General features: G+C 36.7%; 17 protein-coding genes and 3 pseudogenes. 5 read left to right on the top strand and 15 right to left on the bottom strand.

Going from position 1 to position 16964, the window contains the following annotated elements; all coding sequences use genetic code 11:
- Positions 1-126 precede the first annotated feature (126 nt).
- Positions 127-669 (top strand): helix-turn-helix domain-containing protein, encoded by a 543-nt coding sequence (locus EM808_RS21075; RefSeq protein WP_127740475.1) that lies wholly within the window; start codon positions 127-129, stop codon positions 667-669.
- Between the two features lie 65 nt (positions 670-734).
- On the opposite strand, the gene EM808_RS21070 is transcribed toward EM808_RS21075, so the two are convergent.
- The 4 genes from EM808_RS21070 to EM808_RS21060 all read right to left on the bottom strand — a co-directional run bounded on the left by EM808_RS21070 (position 735) and on the right by EM808_RS21060 (position 2432).
- Positions 735-1148, bottom strand: a complete 414-nt coding sequence (locus tag EM808_RS21070) for a VOC family protein (RefSeq protein WP_127740473.1) — start codon at positions 1146-1148, stop codon at positions 735-737.
- 100 nt (positions 1149-1248) lie between these two features.
- Positions 1249-1383 (bottom strand): hypothetical protein, encoded by a 135-nt coding sequence (locus EM808_RS29580; RefSeq protein ID WP_259347283.1) that lies wholly within the window; start codon positions 1381-1383, stop codon positions 1249-1251.
- A 110-nt stretch (positions 1384-1493) separates the two neighbouring features.
- Positions 1494-1760 carry a hypothetical protein gene (locus EM808_RS21065; protein WP_127740471.1) on the bottom strand — a complete coding sequence of 89 codons (267 nt, stop codon included), beginning with the start codon at positions 1758-1760 and terminating at the stop codon, positions 1494-1496.
- Between the two features lie 120 nt (positions 1761-1880).
- Positions 1881-2432 (bottom strand): GNAT family N-acetyltransferase, encoded by a 552-nt coding sequence (locus EM808_RS21060; protein WP_164849737.1) that lies wholly within the window; start codon positions 2430-2432, stop codon positions 1881-1883.
- A gap of 152 nt (positions 2433-2584) precedes the next feature.
- On the opposite strand from EM808_RS21060, the gene EM808_RS21055 reads away from it, so the two are divergent.
- Complete coding sequence (locus EM808_RS21055; protein WP_127740467.1) at positions 2585-3460, top strand: MurR/RpiR family transcriptional regulator; 876 nt, start codon at positions 2585-2587, stop codon at positions 3458-3460.
- A 43-nt stretch (positions 3461-3503) separates the two neighbouring features.
- Here EM808_RS21055 and EM808_RS21050 read toward each other — a convergent pair whose 3' ends face one another.
- The 6 genes and pseudogenes from EM808_RS21050 to EM808_RS21025 form a co-directional block, all read right to left on the bottom strand.
- Complete coding sequence (locus EM808_RS21050) at positions 3504-4922, bottom strand: 6-phospho-beta-glucosidase (RefSeq protein ID WP_328590387.1); 1419 nt, start codon at positions 4920-4922, stop codon at positions 3504-3506.
- A 417-nt stretch (positions 4923-5339) separates the two neighbouring features.
- Complete coding sequence (locus EM808_RS21040; RefSeq protein WP_235856674.1) at positions 5340-6194, bottom strand: hypothetical protein; 855 nt, start codon at positions 6192-6194, stop codon at positions 5340-5342.
- A 99-nt stretch (positions 6195-6293) separates the two neighbouring features.
- On the bottom strand, positions 6294-7052 hold the full coding sequence (gene srtB, locus EM808_RS21035; protein ID WP_235856673.1) for a class B sortase: 759 nt from the start codon (positions 7050-7052) through the stop codon (positions 6294-6296).
- 74 nt (positions 7053-7126) lie between these two features.
- A pseudogene (locus EM808_RS29830) lies at positions 7127-7228 on the bottom strand (LPXTG cell wall anchor domain-containing protein); the annotation flags it as partial.
- A gap of 318 nt (positions 7229-7546) precedes the next feature.
- Positions 7547-9310, bottom strand: a pseudogene (locus tag EM808_RS21030) (acid phosphatase); the annotation flags it as partial.
- Positions 9311-9729: 419 nt separating this feature from the next.
- Complete coding sequence (locus EM808_RS21025) at positions 9730-10611, bottom strand: helix-turn-helix transcriptional regulator (protein ID WP_127740463.1); 882 nt, start codon at positions 10609-10611, stop codon at positions 9730-9732.
- A 140-nt stretch (positions 10612-10751) separates the two neighbouring features.
- Here EM808_RS21025 and EM808_RS21020 point away from each other — a divergent pair, with 140 nt between their 5' ends.
- Positions 10752-11225, top strand: a complete 474-nt coding sequence (locus EM808_RS21020) for a hypothetical protein (RefSeq protein ID WP_127740461.1) — start codon at positions 10752-10754, stop codon at positions 11223-11225.
- Positions 11226-11263: 38 nt separating this feature from the next.
- Here EM808_RS21020 and EM808_RS21015 read toward each other — a convergent pair whose 3' ends face one another.
- From EM808_RS21015 to EM808_RS29225, 4 genes and pseudogenes are all read right to left on the bottom strand, one after another.
- Positions 11264-12100: a Cof-type HAD-IIB family hydrolase gene (locus EM808_RS21015; protein ID WP_127740459.1), complete on the bottom strand. Its 837-nt coding sequence runs from the start codon at positions 12098-12100 to the stop codon at positions 11264-11266.
- Positions 12101-12198: 98 nt separating this feature from the next.
- Positions 12199-12957, bottom strand: a complete 759-nt coding sequence (locus EM808_RS21010) for an alpha/beta fold hydrolase (RefSeq protein WP_127740457.1) — start codon at positions 12955-12957, stop codon at positions 12199-12201.
- A 204-nt stretch (positions 12958-13161) separates the two neighbouring features.
- The gene (locus EM808_RS21005) at positions 13162-14220 is read right to left on the bottom strand and encodes a PrsW family glutamic-type intramembrane protease (protein WP_127740455.1); all 1059 of its coding nucleotides are present in this window, start codon (positions 14218-14220) and stop codon (positions 13162-13164) included.
- Positions 14221-14553: 333 nt separating this feature from the next.
- Positions 14554-14713 (bottom strand): annotated as a pseudogene (locus EM808_RS29225) (DUF6044 family protein); the annotation flags it as partial.
- A gap of 309 nt (positions 14714-15022) precedes the next feature.
- On the opposite strand from EM808_RS29225, the gene EM808_RS20995 reads away from it, so the two are divergent.
- Entirely contained in the window at positions 15023-15379 is a 357-nt protein-coding gene (locus EM808_RS20995) for a hypothetical protein (protein WP_127740451.1), read from the top strand.
- A gap of 239 nt (positions 15380-15618) precedes the next feature.
- On the top strand, positions 15619-15831 hold the full coding sequence (locus EM808_RS20990; protein WP_127740449.1) for an alpha/beta-type small acid-soluble spore protein: 213 nt from the start codon (positions 15619-15621) through the stop codon (positions 15829-15831).
- A gap of 153 nt (positions 15832-15984) precedes the next feature.
- Here EM808_RS20990 and EM808_RS20985 read toward each other — a convergent pair whose 3' ends face one another.
- Positions 15985-16905 carry an iron-hydroxamate ABC transporter substrate-binding protein gene (locus EM808_RS20985; protein ID WP_127740447.1) on the bottom strand — a complete coding sequence of 307 codons (921 nt, stop codon included), beginning with the start codon at positions 16903-16905 and terminating at the stop codon, positions 15985-15987.
- Positions 16906-16964: the final 59 nt, after the last annotated feature.

Below are 16964 nucleotides of genomic sequence, written 5' to 3'. Positions count from 1 at the left end.
ATAAAATTAATTGGCAGAAGTGGATCGATGTGAAGAAGAACAGTTAAGATCTGGTGCTCCCATTACCCCAAATCGACTATAATAACTGTGTTTTAGAGATATACCACTTTAAGATTGGAGCAAATTATGGTAAATAAAGCGGAAGCATTAATCCATCCCGTACGAATAAAAATATCTCAAGCCCTAATAAGAAGTGGTGAAAACGGGCTGACACCGTTAGAAATGGTAAAGATGATAAAAGATGTACCGCAAGCAACTGTGTATCGACATATTCAAGTCATGCTGGATGCCGGTATTATACGGATTGTAAAGGAAAAAAAAGTTCGTTCTGTTGTGGAAAAGTATTATGTATTAAATGCAGAGGAAGCGAAATTAAAGGGTGAAGATTGGAAGAACGCAACAATGGAGGAGAAGCTGAATTATTTTTCGTATTACCAAATAACGCTTTTAAATCAATACGAAAGCTATTTAGCAAAATTAAAAGACCAAGAAAGGACAGAGGATCTTTCCACCTTCTCTTTAGCTGAAATGAAGCTCGATGAAAAGAGCTTTCACCATTTCCAGCAAGAACTGAACGAGCTAATAGTTAAATACCATAACAGCTCGCAAACAAATAACGACAGTGAGCCTTTTAGAACCGTCGCAATAACCATCATACCAGAAACTTAAAAGAGTATGGAGAAAGGAGCATATAAAACATGCTCCTTTTCCATACTGTTATTGTCCTTATGGTATTAGCTCTTTACATAATCACAAAACTCAATCAATGTACCATTCGTTGAAGCTGGGTTTAAATAAATGAGCCGTCTTCCTCTTGCGTTTACTCTTCGTGTATCATCGAGAAAACGGACTCCTTCTTTGCGTGCTTCATATATTGCATCATCTAAATTATCAACACGATAAGCAAGATGGTGTACCCCTTTTCCTCGCTGTTTAATAAAACGGGCCATTGGCGAGTTTTTGTTTGTAGGTTCTAGTAGCTCGATTACTTTATCTTCCGTTCGCACAACAGCTACATGCACTTCAACACCTGGCGCATCACTTGTATAACGGTCCTCTAATGTGCCTTTTAATACAGTAAGATAAAATGGTAATGTATCATCAATACTTCGTACGGCAATTCCGACATGGTCTAAAACATAGTTCAAAATAAATCCCCCATTAAGTAGTTCTTATCCAATTAAAGCATAAATGCTTCTTGTTATTATACCATTTCTATGTATATGATTTTCTATTTACAAATACGGCTTATAATTTCTCTTTAATCTCCTGTAATAATTCAATCAATTCTTTCTGTCGTTGTGCTTGCTTTTTCATGTTGCCTTCGATTGATAAGCAGCTAATCATAATAATTAACACCATTATGGCAATAAAAAATCCCAACTGAATTTCCCCCTTAAAAATCACTATTTACCATATAATACCACACATTCAATTTGCATTTCTCGGTAATTCTTCCAACAAAAAAGACAACCGAAAAATTCGATTGTCTTTTAAGAATAACGTTTCATTAATTCATCTATGTATGCATTGCCGCGTGGAGTTACTACCGCTTCCTTAAGGAATACGACTAGCACTTCATCATGAGCACCTCTTGCGTATTTAACATTCGCAATAATGCCTTCGTGCTCCATTCTTTGCACCTCTGTATTAAACTCTTCTGGGGAAACAGCCATACCAACATCCTTTGGCATTGGCTCACGTCCCTCTAGTAATCCAAGTAGTATCGCAAATCTAATGGTAATAGAATTCTCTGTCATGATAACACCTCCGTATTCCATTATAGCGGCACCTTACGTGCATGTCTTTTTCTAAGGCTGGAAAATCCGTATTTCAGAACTGTCTGTCTATTTTTTCATAGTTGTCCTGCGCAAACAGTCTTATTTCTTAACCCCACTAAAAGATAAACGGTGAAATGTATTAATATAAACGAACAGCTCTTCCCCGTGTTTCTCCGTCACTTTATCTGTTAACGGAAGATACATCGCCTGATAGGTTTCTGGAACCCAAATATATGTTTGGATATACGCAGTGAGCTGAAAGCCGCATGTTTGCCAAAAGGCCATACGCCTTCTATTGTCTGGTGTCATTTCTGACTCTGCTTCGATAATTAACATTTCGTATCCTTCTGCAATTGCCTTTTGTCTCATTTTTGCAACAAATTGTTTGCCAATACCTTGATTTCGCTCTGTTTCTGATACGGCCAAATAGTCAATGAGCATTACCTTATCATTTGTTAGCTTACCAGTGAGTGCCATAACTACTGGTTTTTTGTCACTGTAGCCGACATGTAGCTCGGCTATGCCTTTTGCCAGCATATTTTTGATGATTTTAACTGGCTTTGCCCCTTTTTCTCCAAATGCTTCATTGTACAAGGTATTAGCATCCTGCCAAAGCTCTTCGTCCCATTTGGCCACTGTTTTTATTTCCATGAAGATAACTCCAATCCAGCTTTTTATCCATATTTTACACCAAATGCTGGTTTGCATCCTACAAATAGACTTATTCACTTGCTTTCTATTTTTACACTGTCTCTCTATGCTAAAATAAATATAAAAACTAGCCTAAAAAAAGAGGAAATGGCATGAGTGTTATAAAAAAATTAAAGCAATATACTAACTACTCGGAAACAGAGAAAGACATTGTCAAATTTATTTTTAAAAATCCTGATGTACTGTTAAAATCCACGGCAAAGGATTTAGCTTCCCTTACACAGAGTTCCCCCTCTACCATTGTAAGGTTTTGTCAGAAACTTGGCTTTTTAGGTTATAATGACTTTAAAATTCAATTTGCACATGACAGTCAAGCGACGATTCCTAGCTTTGATTCTGATGCTAATTATCCTTTTAATCATGGTGATGATTTACATACAATTATTCAAAAGATGTCAAAGTTACAATTAGAGGCGATTAACGAAACACTTTTATTAGTGGAATTAAATGAGTACAAAAAGGCTGTTCAATTATTATATGATTCTGAAGTCATTGATATATATGGGGCAGGAATTAATATTCATTTAGCTGCTGATTTCAACTATAAACTAAGACGGATCGGCAGACGTATTGATTTGCCTTTAAATTCTCAGGATCAGCTTTTTAATGCGGCTCGTTCCTCTTTCAACCATTGTGCATTAATTATTTCTTATTCTGGGGAAAGCGAAAATGTATTAAAATATGCCAACATATTGAAACAGTCACATACTCCTATTATCAGTATTACTAGTTTAGGAACAAATACATTATCACAGCTTAGCGATATTACTTTGCATATTGCTTCTAAAGAAACCTTATCTTCAAAAATTGGTACATTTTCCTCGAGACTATCGATTATGATGATTTTAGACTTTTTATATGCTGGTATATTTGAAAAGGATTATGACAAAAACAAAGAATATACGAAAAGAATATCTAAGATTGTAATGGCACAAAACCTAAATGGTTCCACTTTAGAAAACAACTAAAAATGGGTTGCATAAAATTGTTCATTTATGCAACCCTCTCCTATTAGTCTTTGAATAAAGATTGACCATTTGTAGCAATTACTTCTCTATACCAATCAAAACTTTTCTTTTTTCTTCTTTCTAATGTTCCATTTCCTTCATTATCTCTATCTACATAAATCAAACCATAGCGCTTTTTCATTTCTCCTGTTCCAGCACTAACAATATCAATACATCCCCAATAAGTATAGCCCATAATATCACAGCCCTCCTGCATGGCTGCATGAACCTCTTTCAGATGACTTTTCACATAGTCAATTCTATAGTCATCCTGAATGCTTCCGTCCTTCTCCAACTTATCAATTGTCCCTAGTCCATTTTCAACTATGAATAACGGTGCTTGATATCGGTCGTATATTTCATTGCAGACAAGTCTAAGACCTATCGGATCAATCTGCCATCCCCATGGAGTTGTATCCAAATAGGGGTTGCTTGTGCCTGTGTTGCCTGCCGTATCTCCCATAATGACCATTCCGTCTTCATACAAAGAGCTTCGATAATAACTAAAGCCGATATAATCACAGGTTCCTTTTTTTAATATGTCTTCATCCTCTTCCTCCATTACAATTTCAATATTATATTGTTCCCACATTTGCTTGGCATAGCTTGGATAATATCCTCTCATCATCACATCACTGAAATACCATGAACGTTTTTTCATTTGATAGGTTCCTAAAACATCCTCTGGTTTGCAGGTAGCAGGATACATCGTACTAAGTGTAAGCATACAGCCAATTTGAAAGTCATTGTTAATTTTATGACCCATTTGGACGGCTAAGCTGCTGGCAATAAACATATGGTGGCTCGCCTGAAAAACAGATTGTAATTTGTTCCCGTTTGCTGGAATTCTAATTCCTCCGGCGGCAAACGGGATAAAATGAATGGCATTTATCTCATTAAAGGTCATCCAGTACTTTACTTTATCTTTATAACGTGTAAAGATGACCTCACAATAATGAAGATAGAAGTAAATCAGTTTCCGATTTGTCCATCCACCATAATGATCTACTAAATATAACGGTGTCTCATAATGAGAGATTGTCACAACAGGTTCTATACCTAAACGGAGCATTTCAGCAAATAATTCATCATAGAATTTTAGGCCTTCTTCATTCGGTTCAAGTTCATCGCCTTTAGGGAAAATTCTCGTCCAATTAATAGAGGTTCTAAAACAGGTAAAACCCATTTCTGCCATAAGAGCCAAATCTTCTTTATAACGATAATAAAATTCAATGGCATCGTGATTTGGGTAATAAACACCGCTTTCCACCTTATAATGTTTTTCTCCTATTAATCCATTTGGGATAACATCACTAACACTTAAACCTTTTCCATTTACGTTATAAGCTCCTTCAACCTGATTAGCAGCAACTGCTCCACCCCAAAGAAAGCCTTTTTTAAATGTGTTCATCATATCCTCCATTAGCTGCATATTTTCTCACTTCATGTTAATAATAAGGTAAGTATAAAACGAGCAAAAATTTACGTAAACGTTTTTATAGGATATTGGATGGACATTTTAACAAACCTCAAAAATGATTGTTTTTATGAAATTTTGTTGCAGAAGTTTTCTATTATTTCACTAAAAATATGTCTTTTTCGGCACTTCAAGGAAACGGAATTGGAAGAAAGGCTTTATCCTGCATTGTAAACAACATGAATTAGAAAGGTCTATCTATTTTTCTTGAGGTAGTGTCCAAAAATCATCATGCCCTTAGGCTTTATGAAGCTTGTGGTTTTAGAAGCTACCACTCTCAAGATTAATATGAATATCACCTAACTAAATAAAGGACTCAGCCTAATGGTTGAGTCCTGCTTTTTTATATCCGAAAGTGATTTCTCACGAAAAGGTTTTTTTATATAATCCGTTTTTGCCAAAAGCATAAAGATACTTGCCCCGCATGAAAACCTGCCCACTTATCCGCTTTCCGTGTTCATCAATAAGGTACAGATTATCAGCCGGAGTAATCGTACGATTTCTTATTTTATAGCGCATCATTGTGTAGCTATCCACTTGAACAATTAAGCTTTGTTGATCGAGGATAAATTGTTGAAAGGTATCATCACCTTCTACCAGAAACCGTGCTACTTCTTGTTGATCATTAAGCTGGACAAGATGAAAATCATCGTAATAGTAAAAATATACTTCCTTTGAATGTACCACATTTAGTGCATAACATTCAGCAATCTCATAATGACCTGCGCCCCAAAGCTTTTGTCCTTCGATGGAATAAGCAACTAAACCATCACTGCCCATTGGTTCACCATACGTATAATCTCCAAATACACCTTCATCAAAATAACTGACCCAAATAGTGTCTGTCTCATCAATCTGCACGTCATTAATACCATCACCAAGTGTAAATGCACTGATTAATTGTCCATTCGGATTATACCGTCTGGCATTTCGCCCAAGATTTTCTCCATCACCATTACATCGAGATTGTACAATTAAAATAGTACCATCGGAAAAAAAATCAACCATTGACGGCAGGAGCGGTACGTTCTTTAATTCTATGGCTTCGTCCCTATCCTCCTTTATTATTCTAATTGTCCAATTTCTTTTAGGAGCAGGCCACTGTATATATTCGAGTTCCTGTAATTCCGTTTCTATCAACACTAACGTTCCATCATTCGTTATTTGACCATTAACATAATTCTTGTTTATGGTCAAATCCATCCATTTTTGCATCATTAATTTTTCTATTTTTATCACCCTGTTAAAGATTTTTTGTTATTTCGCTATATCTAATGATTCTGTGCAAAAGACGAATTCCCTTTATTTCATTATCCGTTAAGATGGAATTTTCTTTAGTTTTCCATGCACAACAAGTCTGCCTTCATTTGGATCAGAAAGGTTACTGCATGTTGATAATGTAATGATTTGGTCTTGTTCACTTATCGACACATTTGAGTTATAAATAGATTTATCTGAAATAGTTTGTAAATATTCTTTGTAGTCAGCTTCACTTGAGAACTCTGTCTTTAAATAATCAAAGCTTGTAGTTGTTGCATACACAGAAAATATTTCCACCTCGTAACTGGCAGCCTTTGTTTGATAGGAAAAACGCTTATGCTGGGATAAGAATTCTAGGTCTAAAAACTTCTTTAGCTCTCCAAACATAGAGCCATTTTTCATTTCATGGCCATACAGAATGGTTTGTTTTTCTTTGGTGTCTGCACTGTTTCGATAGTCCATAAAAATACTGCCTTCCTTTGACTCTTCGTTTTTGTAGTTATGTGTTAAGTAGTAATCGTTATTTGTGGTCTGAAGGATTGGATAATCAATTTTTGTATCAGCAATTGTAAGCCAGCCAACAATATCTTGATTTATCTCTGTTAGACTTTGGAGCGGTGTAGCTAAAGCTTGGTTATTTGAATTAGCCTCTTCATGATAAACTGCTTGAATGTCCTTCATGATTTGGTCGTTTTTCGCATAGCCGTACACAATATCGCCAATTTTTAATAGACTAAAAACGAATATGCCAAGGGAAATAAACAGAATTAATGCTTGCATCCAATTGAATTTTTTTCGCTGTATACTTGTTGTCATGTTCACCCCGCCTTTTAGCTTGAAATGAAAGATGCTCCTCTTTAGCCACGGCTTTAGGGGAGCATGATGATGAATTATTGGTCAGCTTTTTTCAGCTTTCTTTTCCAGAATACGATGGCAGCAGCTGCTGCTGACGCTAGTAATGTACCTACATATAAGAAGATATTTGTATCATCACCAGTGTGCGGATTTTTCACTGAATCTGTGTCCACTGTTTTACTACCAGTGCTTACATTTTCACTCTTGCTTCCTGTTTCAGCAGTATTTTCTTCATTCGTATCATTTCCAGCATTATTGTTAGCTTGGTTTGTGTTTTCATTATTTGTAGTTTCTTCGTTCGTATGATCATCTGGGTTTACTGGTGTTGGATTGTCTGTATTGTTCTCTTCTTCGTTATCAACTGGTTCATCTGGATTTGATGGATTTTCAGGGTTGTTGTTATCTGTTTCTTCCTGATCCGCTGGCACAATACGGACTGCATTATCTGCATATGCTACTTGATAGTTTTCCGGTAAGCCTGTTATTTCAACTTCGGCAAATTTGCTGTCATTCGCCAATGAGCTGTAGCTAATGACATTTGCATCCTCTGCAGGTACATAACCATCTGTAAAATCAAGCTTTAATGTACCACCGAATGTAGCTTCTCCATCAATATTTAACACTTCTTCCTTGCTGCCAATATGAAGCTCAAGTGTTCCAGCATCCGTTTGGATAAAGTCTTGTTCGATTGTTAAACTGCTCGATACATTTTCATTAACTGTTCCGCCATTATTAATGACATCACCTGAACCAAACGCAGTGCTTGAACTTGCAATCAGAGAACCTTCCTCAATAACTGTTCCACCTGTGTATGTGTTATCACCAGTAAGTGTTAATACACCAGTTCCAGCCTTCGTCAGCTTACCTGAACCTGCGATATCGTTTTTCCAGCTATCCGCGGCATTAAAGCCTCCAAGTGAGCTATCCATTGTTACATTTACATCTGTTTCAAAATCCTCATAACCACCTGCAGCTGCAAATAGATTTAAGCGGCCCCAGCCTTCTGCATCATCTAAAACAGGATATCCAGAAGGCAAGCCTGTTGTATACAGCACCCAGCGGCGTTGCATGTCATCTAAATAAGGAAAACGTGTTTCAAGCAATACTTCCGCACCTTTTGGCACGACCATCGGTTTTGTTGTGTCGCCAATTTGTTGGAACCCGTAAGTAAGGCGCTTTGTATAGTTCTGTTTATTTTTTTCGTAATCACTGTAAGCATCATAAGAAGTGCCTTCCTGTGTCAGCAGTACTTCATGCGCTTCCTTATAGGCAGCATCCTTCACCGCTTTATTTGCTGGATCATTCAATGCTGCTGCTGCAACAGCTGTCGCCATTACTCTGCCGCCAATGACATCAAGTGGTGAATGCATTCCTGCAACAATACGGCTGTTGCCAAGCTCTGATGCTCTTGTCATCATTTCTTCAAAGCGTTCTGGCACTGCGTAAGCAAGTCCGTATGATGCTAAATAAGCAGCATTCGTATGTCCGCTTGGGAAGCCTCCGTCGCTTGATGGATCATCCTTTTTCGCTGGAACAAGCGTTGGAAGTATGCTTACATCCTCACTCCAACGGAATGGACGTTTATAGCTGTAGTAAGCTTTTGCAGACGAGGTTGAAGCTCCTGTCCAGCGGATAGTATTAATAAGATTCACCATATTTCCGAGACTGGAATTAGTTTCTGCCCAATTGCCGTTACTGTTTCCGCCGTCCTCATATTTAACACTTGTCGCATCTTGAGGGATCTCATCTGGAATCGTTGTTCCAGCATTGGCGCCTCTCTTAAAATTATCAGCATAAGGACCAAGACCTGTTATAACACTGTAGTTCTGATTGCGGCGGTCACTAAGGTATGCGTCCTTCGCTTCTGCTTCAGTGCGATTTTTCGTGATGGCGATAGATGTATTTATATTATGATTATGTACACTCTCATTTAAAACTTTACCGTTATCCCAAGAATCTCCTGGCTGCCAAATGTCTAAAAATTTGGAGAGCACACCGATAGAGGAGTTTGTTTCGGGGGTCATATTTGAACTTTCATTACTGCCATATACATCAACATAATAACCGTAAGATCCTGGTTTTGGTTCAATGGCAGAATTATCAGTTGCTGCTGAAGCCGTATATGCTCCTTGTGTAGTTAATAATGTTGTTAATAGTAAGATTGGTATTGTAGACTTTTGATTTTTTTTATTCTTTTTCTGAACTCTTTTATTCGACAAATTTCTTTCCCTCTCTCTCCATATATAACTTTCAACGTAAGTTTAATGATTGATTGTAAATGCAGTGTGAATTTTATGATAATAAACGTATAGTTTTTGAAAACATTGTATATTTATGTATTTTTTCCTCGGAAAATAGAGCGGATGCATATAGTGGATGCGTTTTTTCGACAATGAAAAACCTGCAGAATATTGTCAGATGGCGACATATTCTGCAGGCGATTTATTATGAACGGAAAGGCTGGTTCCTTACAAGTTAACAAAGGCTTGGCATAAAATAACTGGCCAATATTCGAATGTTATTTTATGCATTTTAATGTATAAAACGGCCTCAAAGTGCTCCTGGAATTTTGGAGGTGATTAACTATTTATACATATGGTCATTGCTCGAAATTAACCATTTACTTGTATAAACTTGCTCATTCCTCAAATGATAGATTTACTGGCTCTTCTAATAGCTCTTCAAGAAAATTAATATTTGTTGTAGGTGTTTGTTCGTCTACCTCTTCAAACCGCAATTCATCTAACCAGACTTGACCCGTGCCTGAAAGCAAAACGCCAAAGGCAATGACTGCACTACTTTTCGGTATATCTAAAACGATGGCATAATGATTCCACTCTGTGTCACCTGAAATGGGACGGTTGCTCATATTATCAAATTGCAATACATCACCAAAATTGTCATCGACTCTCATCCAAAAGCCACAACAAACCTCTACCTGTTTTGTTTTCATAAAACCTGATAGCTTTAACCTTTTACCAGCATATTTATCTGCCTTAAACTGCTGCATCATTGTTCCAAACTCATGGGAGGGTGTCGCAGTAATTGTTTTTAAATATCCTGATGCCTTTCCTTTGTGCACCATTTCTCGATCAATCCCTATCTCATATTGGGCAGGACTTGTGCCACTTAAATGCCAGCCTTTTAATAATTGATTATTTTTCATGTCAATTTCCTCCCTTTGTCTTGTTAACTTAGTCATGATTTTGCGATATTGTCCTGGTGGCAGATGATAATATTTTTTAAAGGAGCGGCTGAAGGATTCCTGTGTTTCGAAACGTAGGTAAAGCGCAATATCGATTATTCTGTCATCTGTGTACAGAAGCATGTTTGCAGCAAATGCAAGTCTGCGGTATCGAACATATTCAGAAGCGGAAACCCCAACCTCCTTTCGAAATATCCGATGGTAATGAAACTTCGAAAAGCCTGCTTTTCTGGCAAGCATATCGAGCGGTAGTTCATCGTGAATGTTTTTCTCGATAAATTCAATTGAACGGCGTATTACGTCACTGAAAGTCATACTTCCTACCTCCTACCTATAAGATAGCAAAATAAAAAGATGTTTTTTTGACATTTATTGCTTTTTTTATGTGAATGAACCGTATAAGAAAACGAAAACAGTAAAAAGTAAAAAGACATCTATTTAAGGAATTGATATGAATGAAAAAAAATAATTGGATCATTATTCTGATGGTTGTTTTACCGTGGTTGTCTGCACCATTAATTGGAAAAAAGGCATTTAAGAAGTATTTTTTAGCAGCACTGACGATGAACACGTATCTTGTAATGGAAGGGAGATTGGCAGAAAAAAGAAAATGGTGGTGGTTTCCTTATAATGTAAAACCAAATGTATTAGGAGAACTGCCTTTAATTGTCGGTCCATTTCTTATTGGTTCCATCTGGATTTTAAAATATACCTTTGGTAAGTTCAATCTATACCTTTTAGTCAATCTTGTTGTGGATTCCCTGTTTACATATGTTGGTATGGATTTATTTAAAAAAATCGGTTATGTAACTTTAGTCAGACTAACTAAATTTCAACTGTCCGTCATTTTCCTAATAAAAACGTTTGTATTGTATGGCTCCCAGCTACTTTATGGAAGTTTGAGTGACCGTTTTAAAAAAGAAGAATAAAAAACATGCGGAAAGGCAAAGCTTTTCCGCATGTTTTATTAAAGCAACCCGTATTTCTTAAAGCTGTTATAAATACCGTGCTCGTCATGTGTATCTGTTATATCATCTGCAGCAAGCTTAACGGGCTCCTTTGCATTTCCCATTGCAATCCCATATTGAACATATTCAAGCATTTCTAAATCATTTAAGCCATCACCATAACCAAAACTATGTTGCTTATCCAGTTTCAAATGATTTAGAAGCTTTTCAATAGCAGTTGCTTTATGAATGCCTGGAACAGATAATTCTCCGCTGTTTTCACCGAAAATAGGAACAGTGCTTGAAATAACATTAAATTTGTCAGAGAATTCTTTACTGATTTCAGCAATTGGCAAGTCTGAACCTAAAAACGAAATTTTGTTTATATCCTCTCTGATTAAATCTTCCCCTTCAATCAAGCAATCATGAAAGGGCTGTATGCCTTTCTCCACTTCTCCCTTTGCATGAGGGTTTTCATCAAGAAATCTATCAATAATGTTTTGGATATGCGCTTTACAATTCTTACTTGCGAATAATCCGCCATTGGATTCTAAATAAAAATCTACTCCATGGTTATCAAAATAAGCTACAATATGGCGCACATCTTCTGTAGCTACCTTTTCATGTAGCAAAACCTCTTGATCTACTTCGATATAACCGCCAGCTGCCCCGATAATCCCGTCAAAGCCGACCTCCAATATTTCAGGAAAGAGCTCTGCTTTAGAACGACCAGTACATATATATACTAAATGACCTTTTTCCCTTGCTAAACGTACTGCTAATTTTGCTGAATCTGGTATTATTCCATGGTCATTAACGAGTGTTCCGTCTATATCCAAAAATATGATTTTTTGCATACTGCACCTGCCTGTTTATTTAGTAAAGATGAATTTTCAAAATCATTAGCTATGAAATAATAGTAGCAAAAATGGCTTGTAAGCGCAATATTTTCGTTTTAACAATTCTCTTTTATCTTTTGAACAGCCTTATCGATAACCTGAATGACTATATTTGAGTCTGTTAACTGAGGAAAATGCCCGCTGTTATCTGCAAATGTTTGTTTACTATAACTTGTTAAAGAAAGTAAATCCAGTTGATTTTTTCGTCTAATCGTTAATGCTTCTTTAGGCATAAGCCGATTCTCCTTCGTTCCCGTAATTACATATAAAGGAATGTCTGGAAAAGCTTCATGAAGATTGATTTGGTTAATTGTCTCTTTCACAAAATGTACTTCGCCGAGTTTTTTATGTTGTGATAATGAATCGAATATGGACAGCAATTTATTAATCGTTTTAATTATCTTCCCTTGATACTCTTCAAGCTTCATATCCTCGGGATGGCTTGCCTCTAAAAAAACAATCGCAGCTACTTCATCAGGATAAAGTCGAGCAAAAAGGTTAGCATATAAACCGCCAAGTGAGTGACCAACAATCACATACGGCGGATCTATGGCAATTAATGATAGTGTTTCACGCAAAGTCTCTATTATTGTTATTCCGTCTTGATTTTCTTGCGGTTTGTCACTGCCTCCTACACCTAGCCGATTATAACAAAACACAGAAGACAAGTTAGAAACATCTTCTAGCACCTTTATCCAGCCCTCAATAGGACCTGATCCACCGTTAATTAAGATGATATTCGGTTCTCCACTCCCACAAACTGAATACTCAACGACTCCTTTTGATGTTTCTACTTTTTCCTTATTTATCTGCAAAGTCAGCTCCTCCACCTTTTTGTATCCTTATAGTCTTATACGAAATATATGGAGTTAAGTTCCACAAAGATGTTTAGTTATATAAAGAAATTGATTTGTGGGTTTATTTTTTTAATTCTTAGTTGCTTGTTTTTTAGTTTATTTATTATCTTGAGTGCGTAGAATTATTTATAAACTGCAAAAAAGGAAGCAGTAGTCTGCTTCTCAGATTTGTAATTTCATTCTTCCAATCTCTTTTAAGCCTGCACGAATGAGCAGAAATACAGCAACCCACGAGACTGCCATGAGACCAAGCTGTCCATACGGAAACATCCATGGTGCATCGAAATCCCAAAAGGCATGCATCAGCACCACTAATGCAAACACACGCAAAAATTGGAAGCGAAGCAGCATGCTTGGTCTGAAATTTTCTGAGCCTTGAACTCTGCAAAATGCTGCGCCTGCTAAAGCGGACCAAGCAACATGTCCACCTGGTGCCAGAATTCCTCTCCACAAAATGGTATAGTACAAATGCTCTCCACCACCTGATAGCAATGCCCTTAATGCGTATCCCGCTGTTTCAAAGGCTGCAAAGCCCACACCAACAGCAGCTCCTATTAGGAGGCCATTTAAGATAAATCTGTACTTCCGAAAGCGAACAAATGAAATAACTGTAATTGTTTTGGCAAGCTCCTCGACAATACCTGTTGTTATGGCATTAGATGTGTTTCTCAGTATATCAAAAAACAGCAATGCAACTAGCATCGAAAGAATTCCGCCAAGCAATACGATATACATTACTCTATAAAAGGCAATATTTTGTGGGGCATTCATTTCCCAGAAGAAGATTAAAGTCGTGAATGGGACGGCGAATGAGCCTGTTAAAATCAGACCTGGAATAAAGTTAGCATTGTGGAAATAGCTGACACCTATGTAAAACCCTGCAAATGTAAGGAGTGCAATAATAAAAACCCTTGCAAACAGCCATGGCTTCGGCCATGTATCTGTCACCTCAGACAGCTTTGGTGTTGTTAATGCAGTGCCTACGATAAAAAGTCTTTCTGCTTCTAATTCACTGTGATCATGGAATACACGTGAAAATATATTATTGAATTTTGGGTTAACTGACCGTTCTTTGTTTGGAACCATATCAACATAATGAGCAAATTCGTAAAAGAAGCTGTTGTCGTCGCCAGGAGTATTATCTTTAATGAATTTTTCTCCACAGCTTATGCAAAACTTCACACCCTCTGGATTTGTATATACACATTGTGGACACTTCAAATAACTCGCCCCTCTTTTAACATTCTCTTCAATGAGTATGCTCCAATGAGTGTTGAATTATTTGAATAAATGTTATTAATGGTTTTCCATACACAACATCCTGAAAATCAAATAAATTTTAAATTTTACGTTTACTTTACTATCACTAGGGTAATATAAAACTAATCATGATTTACCGAAAATATATTTCATTACCTCACTAAAAGCCTTCACCATTATGAGTGAAGGCTTTTAGTGTGACATTCCCTACTATAGTAAATCGACAACTCTATACAAGTGAATTTTCTAAACTTTTTCTTTTACGGTAACACACCATCAAGCTGTAAAATTGTCGGCTTTCGTAATCGGTACTGCTGAAAATAAATAGCGGCCTCCCATTTCCACAAAGGGCTCCATATTTAGCTCAAGATGATTTAATTTTTTTTCCGAGATCTTCTTATACATATAATTTTTTTCCATGCTCGTCTGTGAAAATATAGCATCGCCCTCCCCATCCTCATTCAAAATTGAATTATATCGCGGTTGGATATGCGTTAGGATTTGCCCAGACACCCTTTTGGCCATCTGGTATGTATGTTCTCTCAGCATATCTAAATTTCTGCGCAACCCAAAATATCCCATATTTAATATGGATTATAAAGGAATTATAGGCTGTAAAAACTGAGGAATATTTGTTAAGTTTTTCAATGAAGTTTTTTGCAATTTGGTGCTAAAAATCCATGCTTGTCCTAATGTATTTATCTATTTCAAGTTTTGATTTCAGAATAAACTATTTAAGAATAATAATAAAGGAGGGGATTTTGTGAGTAGAAGACCATGGTTCTTAGGTGGAGGAAATAACGGAGGAGATTCCAATCAACGAAACAACTCTGATTCTCGCTCAGGGGATAGTGACAGCCGTTCTGATTCTAATGTAGATTTCGATGTTGATAATGATTTAAGAACAGACACAGAAGTAGATAATGATAACACTGTCAAAAACCTTGATAAAAACACGAATATCGCGAAAGTAAGAGATTCTGGAAATGCGAAAATCGACTTAAACATTGATGTTCATTCCGATTCTAAAGCACGTGTACAATCTCGCTCTCGTGCAAATGCCGATGCAGATCAAGACCAAGATAACGATCAAGACAATGACCAAGATCAAGACAGTTAAGATAAAATCAATGGATAAAACGGGAATGCCTTGCCATTCTCGTTTTTTTCGTACATAAAAATTCGAAAGCCTTCGTTCAACCCCTCTCTTTTCGGAAACGCGATTTTCGAGAATGCTTGTGAAAAGAGAGCAATAGCATAAAACTAGAGAATTCTGCCTTTAATAGGTATTCTGGCAAAATTTACACTACATTACTTAACGATGAAAGGAAATGATAATCGTCAAGGAGGTGAAACACAATGGCAAACAACAATAGCAGCAATGAACTATTAGTGCCAGGTGCTGAATCTGCACTTGAGCAAATGAAATATGAAATTGCACAAGAATTCGGTGTTCAGCTTGGTGCTGAAACAGTAGCTCGTGCTAACGGTTCAGTTGGTGGTGAGATCACAAAACGTCTTGTAGCAACAGCTCAATCACAATTAGCTGGTCAACAAGGTACAACTCGCTAATGATTTTCTAACTTAATATATGGCTTAGAGACTATCTGCTTGCAGGTAGTCTCTTACAATTCTCCTTCCTTAAATAATAAAAAGAATATATAACTCATTAAGTAGTTTATCTCCATAAAAAAAGCGCACCTAATCGATGCGCTTCTACTAAAATTATTTCAAGAAATTTTCTTTAAAGAATGCTAATTGATAGTCTAAAGAAATTGGGTCATTGTAGATAAATTCGTATGCATTTGCTTCCATTACATGATTATTTTTCACAGCAGGAATTTCTTTATATACATCTGTTTCCTGGTATGAGTTATCTTGGTCGTTATATTTGCTGATTACTAAGTAATCACCAACATATTCAGGAAGTACTTCAGAAGAAATTGTGTAATAGCCGTCTTTTTGAGCCATTTCTTTTACTTTATCAGGCATTTTCAAGCCCATTTGCTGATAAAGCACTTCTGTTCCTCTGCCCCAGTTGTCGCCAAGAACATACATGCTCTTATCATAGCTTTCTAATACAGTAACAGTTGCGTCCTCACCGATTTTCGCTTTGACTTCTTCTCCTGCAGCTTTCGCGTCTGCTTTAAAGTTATCAAGCCATTCTTGTGCTTCTTTTTCTTTGTTCAAAAGCTTCCCGATTTCAAGATGCTGTGTCAAATAGTCGACCTTATTATATGTATACGATACAGTTGGAGCGATTTTCCCAAGTTTATCAAGGTTTTTCGTTGTGCTTGCAGCAATAATCAAATCTGGTTTAAGCTCAGCGATTTTTTCGATATTTTCATCTGAGACAACTTCAACATCTTTATTTAGTTTTTCTTCATAGCGCGGGTTAGTCATTGTCCAAGAGTCTACCCCAACAAGGTTAACACCAAGTGCCAAAACATTACCTGCGTTTGTTAATGCAACTACTCTTTGTGGATCTGCTGGAACTTCAATTGGGCCATTTTCAGATTCATATGTAATAGTGTCAGATTCTTCTGCACCTTTAGTATCTTCTTCTGTTGAACCTGTTGTTTTGTTACCGCATGCACTGATAATTAGTACGAGTAAAAGAATGAATGGTACAAGTAATTTCTTCAAAGTATGAGTCCCCTTTTAATGTAATTGCCACAGAAGTGGTTCTTTTTTTATAAACATTA

The organism is Niallia taxi (assembly GCF_004005475.1).
Taxonomy (GTDB): Bacteria; Bacillota; Bacilli; order Bacillales; family Cytobacillaceae; genus Niallia; species Niallia taxi.
Note: the sequence above shows the minus strand (reverse complement) of the source record. Positions and strands in the feature narration are given on the sequence as shown.